This is a genomic window from Anaerolineales bacterium (genome assembly GCA_015075725.1).
GTDB lineage: Bacteria > Chloroflexota > Anaerolineae > Anaerolineales > Villigracilaceae > Villigracilis.
In genome coordinates this window covers 4,735,635-4,742,491 of sequence record JABTTV010000001.1, presented here as the reverse complement: position 1 = coordinate 4,742,491, position 6,857 = coordinate 4,735,635, and the positions used below count along the sequence as shown (strand labels likewise).

8 protein-coding genes are annotated in these 6,857 nt (G+C 45.4%); 3 read left to right on the top strand and 5 right to left on the bottom strand.

Annotation, left to right across the window (positions count from 1 at the left end; translation table 11 throughout):
- Window positions 1-10: 10 nt before the first annotated feature.
- Window positions 11-1,396 (bottom strand): hypothetical protein, encoded by a 1,386-nt coding sequence (locus HS100_22790; GenBank protein ID MBE7436757.1) that lies wholly within the window; start codon window positions 1,394-1,396, stop codon window positions 11-13.
- Between the two features lie 2 nt (window positions 1,397-1,398).
- Complete coding sequence (locus HS100_22785; protein ID MBE7436756.1) at window positions 1,399-1,932, bottom strand: metal-dependent hydrolase; 534 nt, start codon at window positions 1,930-1,932, stop codon at window positions 1,399-1,401.
- Between the two features lie 327 nt (window positions 1,933-2,259).
- Between HS100_22785 and HS100_22780 the strand changes: the two genes are divergently transcribed.
- Complete coding sequence (locus HS100_22780) at window positions 2,260-3,207, top strand: IS110 family transposase (GenBank protein MBE7436755.1); 948 nt, start codon at window positions 2,260-2,262, stop codon at window positions 3,205-3,207.
- Window positions 3,208-3,422: 215 nt separating this feature from the next.
- Here the strand turns inward: HS100_22780 and HS100_22775 are convergent, their stop codons facing one another.
- Window positions 3,423-3,905 (bottom strand): hypothetical protein, encoded by a 483-nt coding sequence (locus tag HS100_22775; protein MBE7436754.1) that lies wholly within the window; start codon window positions 3,903-3,905, stop codon window positions 3,423-3,425.
- 190 nt (window positions 3,906-4,095) lie between these two features.
- Complete coding sequence (locus tag HS100_22770; GenBank protein ID MBE7436753.1) at window positions 4,096-4,695, bottom strand: hypothetical protein; 600 nt, start codon at window positions 4,693-4,695, stop codon at window positions 4,096-4,098.
- 315 nt (window positions 4,696-5,010) lie between these two features.
- Between HS100_22770 and HS100_22765 the strand changes: the two genes are divergently transcribed.
- Both HS100_22765 and HS100_22760 read left to right on the top strand, forming a co-directional pair.
- Window positions 5,011-5,391 carry a transposase gene (locus tag HS100_22765; protein MBE7436752.1) on the top strand — a complete coding sequence of 127 codons (381 nt, stop codon included), beginning with the start codon at window positions 5,011-5,013 and terminating at the stop codon, window positions 5,389-5,391.
- On the top strand, window positions 5,388-5,960 hold the full coding sequence (locus tag HS100_22760; GenBank protein MBE7436751.1) for an IS110 family transposase: 573 nt from the start codon (window positions 5,388-5,390) through the stop codon (window positions 5,958-5,960). The genes HS100_22765 and HS100_22760 overlap by 4 nt, the downstream gene beginning before the upstream one ends.
- Window positions 5,961-6,106: 146 nt before the next feature.
- Here the strand turns inward: HS100_22760 and HS100_22755 are convergent, their stop codons facing one another.
- Window positions 6,107-6,457 (bottom strand): hypothetical protein, encoded by a 351-nt coding sequence (locus HS100_22755; protein ID MBE7436750.1) that lies wholly within the window; start codon window positions 6,455-6,457, stop codon window positions 6,107-6,109.
- Between the last annotated feature and the right edge of the window lie 400 nt (window positions 6,458-6,857).

Below are 6,857 nucleotides of genomic sequence, written 5' to 3'. Positions count from 1 at the left end.
GGCTTGCCTTTTATGGGGTAGCACCACTTTGGATTAACATGTTTACTCCTGCATTGAGCCAGTTAATCAATAACGCAACAAAAACTTGAGCAATTAGAAACGTAACAAAAGTAGCAGTTCGTCCACGAATTTTATCGAAAAATGTTGTCATGGACGAAAATTCATCATGTAGGCTTTTTGGAAAATAGCCAATATTTGATAAGTTTTTATTTTTTACAAACTCCATTGGGTTATTTGAGGCAAGAGTGTTTTTGGAGTATTGTTCCAGTGTGGCTTGCGATGCCCATCTTTGTAAAGTAAAGAAATTTGAGTTCTTAATTTTCCATGCGTACTTTTTTGCGTCCTTCAATAGTCTCTGATAAATATCATTGGAAAGTATCTCAACATCATTTTCTGTCCATATTATGCTTGGAGTTTCCTTGTATGACATTACAAATAACTGCACGGAATTATCTCGGCTTTTTGCGCCAGAAGAAAAAAGCAAGTCGTGCGATATTAAGAGTATAGCCCTTGAAGTGGTATAGCGCCAAACATTGAAAACATTATCGATGATTTGATTTATTGAGTAAATGTTTAGCCCTTTTTCAAACAACCATTTAAGAGCCATCACCTGCGGGCGATACCCTTTTCGCCATTCCATTTCATTTCTCAAAGAAATAAATGAATAGGAATCTGTAGATGTAAGATGGGCAAGAGTCATTTCTGGCTGTTTAGTTTGTTTTACAAATTCGCCATTGGTCTTGGCGATAAATACTGAGCCAATCGACTTTTTTATTTTTTCAATTAGGTCGGGGATTTGATGAGTTTCTTTTTCAAAAGAAAATTCAAACAAACTGACTGATGCAGACTCTCGTATTTGACCTAGACCAACAAAACCGCCAATCCATCCGCTGAGGTTAGCAATGATATTTAATGCCAAAAAATACGGCGTTTGTTCCCATAAAACTATTGGGGATTGTTTGTAAGCAAGCCAGAATAAACCAAACATTGCTCCAATTGTCCCGCTATTTACTCCGACACCAGTTGAACGTTTGAAACCCCAGATATAGGGTATAACGCTAACGATTAACGCGATTGATATTGATTTATATTCAGGCTTTGGGAATGAAATTAATGTAACAAGGACAAAACCTAAAAAGATTGAGGATACAGCCAGAATATCATTTAGCAGTAAACTTTTCCGAAAAACTTCCCCCAGTGATGCTTTCTTTTTGATGGTCGCTTCTGCTAACTGCTTGGAAGATTTGTGTAGAATCTTAATCAGTAAACGGACTATTAATTGTCTGATTATCAATACGTTTGCTAAAAGAAGCATTCCCAAATAATAAACAACAAGGAATCCATAAATAATTCTACTTGCCCAAAGTACAGATTCCGTGAATATTTGAGGGAACATAATTATTTTCTCTTTCGGAATAGGCTGAAAATAAAAGTGGTGCAAGCAACGACAACTAAACCGATTTCTATTAAGTAATAAGGACTCTTAACGTAATTGTCATTCCATTCTTTACCATGAAGTCCAGAAAGCCCAACTCCATACATATTCTTTGAAAATGGATATAGTGCCATAATTCCATCACCGCTACCAATCATGTCTTGCGCTAAATGTGTTGATGTGGCAACTCCAAAAACAATGGCTTGATTCTTAAGAGATGGTTTTTTAAATAAAATTCCAAAGAAATAAATTAATCCTGAAATCATCCAGTAAAAAGGAAATGTATGAGTAATCCAAGTGTGGTGGCGAAAATCGCTGTCGTATTTAATCCCTTTTTTTCTAACCATGTACCATAAATAATCCCAATCAGGCATTGATCCAGCCACAGCACTGAATAGAGATAAACTATTTCGCTCTTGGGATGAAGGTATGTCTAAATTATCTATAACAAATTTTGATGTAATCCAAGCACCAGCGATATGACCAGGGAGTCTCATGGGTATTTATCCTTGATTTTTAATCCTGATTATATCTGCAAGGGCAAGCCAACGGTTTGCGTTACCTGCGCTGGGGCGGGGACGGCGGAGCCGTCCAGCCAGAAAAATGATAAGGCGTGTGAAACTGCTTGGGATGTGCGCAGAATCCCCAGCGTCAGGTAGTATCTTTAAGCAGGACATGGCAGATCGACCGTCAGGAGGTCGTTGGAGACCGTCGTGCAGCATGATCGCCATGTCCTATCGTCAGGTGAGCCCGAACAGTTGAAAGGTCGTCAGAGACCGAATACTAGCGTGGGCTCAACTCCATTATACGGAGAGGAGGAAGAAATGGCAACAAGTAGTGGAAAGTACGTAGGGATCGATGTGTCGAAAGACAGGTTGGATATTGCGGTACTGGGGGAGACCAAAGCCAGCCAGACAGGGAACGATGAAAAAGGGATAGCCGGACTCATCCGGGATATGAAAGCCCTCGAGCCCGAACGGATCGTCGTGGAAGCCACGGGCGGCTACCAGCGGGCGGTGGTGGCAGGCTTATTTCGGAAAGGCTTGGCGGTCGCAGTGGTGAACCCATCCCGGGTGAGGCAATTCGCGCGCGCGTGCGGTCTGCTGGCGAAGACGGACAAGCTGGATGCCCAGATCCTGGCTGTATTTGGAGAGCGGGTGAAACCGAGGTTGTACGAGGGGAAAGATGAGAAGGAACGGGAATTGAGCGGGCTGTTGGTCAGACGCAGGCAATTGGAGGAGATGATAAAGGCAGAAAAGAACCGGTTGCGGACGATCCAGCCCAGTTTGCAGGCTTCGGTGGAGCGGATCATCCATTGCATACAGTCAGAGAAGAAGGATGTGGAGGATCAGATCGGTGTGTTTATTGCAGGGCAGGAAGAGTGGCAGGTGGGGCGCAGGATATTGGCGAGCGCACCGGGCGTGGGACCGGTCGCCACAGCTACATTCTTGGCGGACCTGCCGGAGTTGGGAAAGATGGACCGGAAGAAGATTGCGGCGCTGGTGGGAGTGGCGCCGATGAACCACGACAGCGGCAGGAAGCGCGGCTATCGCAAGACCAAGGGAGGACGGGCAGATGTGCGCAGTGTCTTATACATGGCGACCCTGGTGGCGTGTCGTTACAATCCTACGATCAAGGTGCAGTACGAGAATCTGTTGAAGCGCGGCAAGGAGAAGAAGGTGGCGCTGACCGCGTGTATGCGGAAGTTTCTAACGATCTTGAACGCGATGATGCGAGATCAGGTCCCGTTCAGGCAGAGGGTCATAGTCTGAGACGGACTGGTCTTCCCTTTAATGGTGGTTTTGCTCTTGACTTTCAAGACAGTTGCTGCACGCTTTGTTGGGCGCTGAATGGACGCAAGACTCATAACCTAAAAACCAAAACCATAGCCAACTTGAAATATTTTATAACGCATTCCGATTTTGTCCAATCCCAAACTTTCAAATCCTTCTTGAAACAAAACTATGCTTTTGCTGTAAAAATGAAACTATTCTGGTTTTGAATGAAACTTATCTTTGAAGCGACCTAAAGAACGATCCCAAATTTCTTCCTGTGAGATTGTGCCTGTAATTAATCTTGTAAACCCATCTTTTCGTGGTTCACCAATAAGTTTTAGCCCTTTTTCTTTATCGGGAGCATATACAGGCAAAGTTATCCATGAAATAGTTTCAATACCTGTACTGGGGTCTGTAACAATTTTTACATTTTCTACGATTTCAGCAGTTAAAGAAGGATTACCGCCACAACGGATGCGGCTATTGAAATCTATTTCTGCTCGATAAGGATTCTTTTTGCGGCTTCTGGAATATGCAAATAACTCTGTTAAGTTTGAATTGAATTGTGCGTATAAGAATTCGACAATTTCTGCAACATGCTTTACGGATTTCCGAGAATCTAAAACGCCAACCACTTTATCAGCAATAGCCGCATAATCTCCCGTCCAATCCCATGCAATAATCCATGATTTCATATTTTATCTTTCATAGGTTTTGCAGACCAAGCGCCCAACGGCTGGCGTTAGCCGCTTGGGGTGGGAGTGTGGACTCGCCGCCGAAACGGAAAAACTTCCAGCCGAGAAAAATGTCCAAATAACGCGGCGCGTACCCCAAGTCGGCTGCACGCGGTGTTAGCCCGCTTTTTGACAGGATGGCAAATATTAGTCAAGAATCGTGATTCCATTGTACCGTCGATTTCTGCGCGGAAAATACCTGCGCAAAAACATGTAATGTTCTTCCATGCCAGCTTATGAAGTAATCCTTATTAGGCATATTTTCAGCTTGCGATACTTGATTACTGACAAAATCAACGCCAATACCCAATGAAATCTCATTTGACGGAATGAGAAGCCTTACTATTTCAATGTCTTTATCATCTCTAACTTTGATAAAAGGTTTCAATTCTTTGATGGGACTAGACACAAAACGAATCCAAGGCATGCACCCTTCTGCCTCAACAATAAAATCTACTCCCAAGACACCAGCAAAAAGTTCTTCCTCATTATTTGCTCGCAAATGGACATACATGGGAGGGTGAAAAGTAAAATGAGGATTTGTAATAGCTTTCTTCTTGAGTTTACCTTCAAAGTGAACATGATTTTGGTGAACTGCGCCATCAATCTCTATTCGGCTTGTGAATCCGGGGACTAAAAAAGTTCGATCTGACATTCCAATTGAAATGGAGCCATCATCTTGAAGGCTAATCCAAATAATTGATGTCAATATTCCCATGTTATCTGCAACCAGCTTGATTTCTTTTGGCATTTGTTGTGTCTATTTCCATCGCAACGTTTGGGCGGGCTAACGGTTTGCGTTACCTGCGCTGGGGCGGGGACGGCGAAGCCGTCCAACCAGAAAAATGATAAGGCGTAGGAAACTGCTTGAGATGTGCGCAGAATCCCCAGCGTCAGGTAGTATCTTTAAGCAGGACATGGCAGATCGACCGTCAGGAGGTCGTTGGAGACCGTCGTGCAGCATGATCGCCATGTCCTATCGTCAGGTGAGCCCGAACAGTTGAAAGGTCGTCAGAGACCGAATACTAGCGTGGGCTCAACTCCATTATACGGAGAGGAGGAAGAAATGGCAACAAGTAGTGGAAAGTACGTAGGGATCGATGTGTCGAAAGACAGGTTGGATATTGCGGTACTGGGGGAGACCAAAGCCAGCCAGACAGGGAACGATGAAAAAGGGATAGCCGGACTCATCCGGGATATGAAAGCCCTCGAGCCCGAACGGATCGTCGTGGAAGCCACGGGCGGCTACCAGCGGGCGGTGGTGGCAGGCTTATTTCGGAAAGGCTTGGCGGTCGCAGTGGTGAACCCATCCCGGGTGAGGCAATTCGCGCGCGCGTGCGGTCTGCTGGCGAAGACGGACAAGCTGGATGCCCAGATCCCGGCTGTATTTGGAGAGCAGGTGAAACCGAGGTTGTACGAGGGAAAGATGAGAAGGAACGGGAATTGAGCGGGCTGTTGGTCAGACGCAGGCAATTGGAGGAGATGATAAAGGCAGAAAAGAACCGGTTGCGGACGATCCAGCCCAGTTTGCAGGCTTCGGTGGAGCGGATCATCCATTGCATACAGTCAGAGAAGAAGGATGTGGAGGATCAGATCGGTGTGTTTATTGCAGGGCAGGAAAAAAGTGGCAGGTGGGACGCAGGATATTGGCGAGCGCACCGGGCGTGGGACCGGTCGCCACAGCTACATCCCTGGCGGACCCTGCCGGAGTTGGGAAAGATGGACCGGAAGAAGATTGCGGCGCTGGTGGGAGTGGCGCCGATGAACCACGACAGCGGCAGGAAACGAGGCTATCGCAAGACCAAGGGAGGACGGGCAGATGTGCGCAGTGTCTTATACATGGCGACCCTGGTGGCGTGTCGTTACAATCCTACGATCAAGGTGCAGTACGAGAATCTGTTGAAGCGCGGCAAGGAGAAGAAGGTGGCGCTGACCGCGTGTATGCGGAAGTTTCTAACGATCTTGAACGCGATGATGCGAGATCAGGTCCCGTTCAGGCAGAGGGTCATAGTCTGAGACGGACTGGTCTTCCCTTTAATGGTGGTTTTGCTCTTGACTTTCAAGACAGTTGCTGCACGCTTTGTTGGCAAGAACTGGGGCTAGAGGACACACAACCTAAAAACCCAAACCACGCCTTTCACTGACTTGATTTTACACGCCACTTAATTTTTTACAAGCCCGACTTTGATTTTGGAGAACATGACTGACTTACCAAAACGTAGAGTAAAGAACTTGCTGAAACCTTTGCTAAAAACTGACTTTGCCGAAAAACAAAATTGCCTGAAAAAGGAACCTGGCGAAAAAGCCCGAACCAAACTTGCTAAAACTTTTGCTAAAGAAATGTAGCCGATTTCAGAAACCTGACTTGACCAAACAAAACGCAAGCCAGAAAAAACGGAATTTGCAAAATGAAACCGCTTGCTTGCAAAAACCTGACGTAAAACTACAAAACCAATTTTAGAAACCTGAGCCAATTTGACGCGAAACTTTTTGAACCAAAAACCTGAACCCATTTTTGAGAAACAAATATTTGGAAAAATACCATTGCTAAAAATGCTGACTTTTGCGAACCCGAAACTTTGCTAAAACCAAAACCCTGATTTGCAAGACTCAAAACGCCAATTTGAAACGTAAATTATTTTTGAAAAACAGACCTAAAGATTGAAAGCAAGTTCTTGCCAACGGTTTGCGTTACCTGCGCTGGGGCGGGGACGGCGAAGCCGTCCAACCAGAAAAATGATAAGGCGCAGAAAACTGCTTGAGATGTGCGCAGAATCCCCAGCGTCAGGTAGTATCTTTAAGCAGGACATGGCAGATCGACCGTCAGGAGGTCGTTGGAGACCGTCGTGCAGCATGATCGCCATGTCCTATCGTCAGGTGAGCCCGAACAGTTGAAAGGTCGTCAGAGACCGA

Excerpts from the sequence above, each read along its gene's own strand:
- HS100_22790 (MBE7436757.1), bottom strand. The coding sequence starts at position 1,396 with ATGTTCCCTCAAATATTCACGGAATCTGTACTTTGGGCAAGTAGAATT.
- HS100_22785 (MBE7436756.1), bottom strand. The coding sequence starts at position 1,932 with ATGAGACTCCCTGGTCATATCGCTGGTGCTTGGATTACATCAAAATTT.
- HS100_22780 (MBE7436755.1), top strand. The coding sequence starts at position 2,260 with ATGGCAACAAGTAGTGGAAAGTACGTAGGGATCGATGTGTCGAAAGAC.
- HS100_22775 (MBE7436754.1), bottom strand. The coding sequence starts at position 3,905 with ATGAAATCATGGATTATTGCATGGGATTGGACGGGAGATTATGCGGCT.
- HS100_22770 (MBE7436753.1), bottom strand. The coding sequence starts at position 4,695 with ATGCCAAAAGAAATCAAGCTGGTTGCAGATAACATGGGAATATTGACA.
- HS100_22765 (MBE7436752.1), top strand. The coding sequence starts at position 5,011 with ATGGCAACAAGTAGTGGAAAGTACGTAGGGATCGATGTGTCGAAAGAC.
- HS100_22755 (MBE7436750.1), bottom strand. The coding sequence starts at position 6,457 with ATGGGTTCAGGTTTTTGGTTCAAAAAGTTTCGCGTCAAATTGGCTCAG.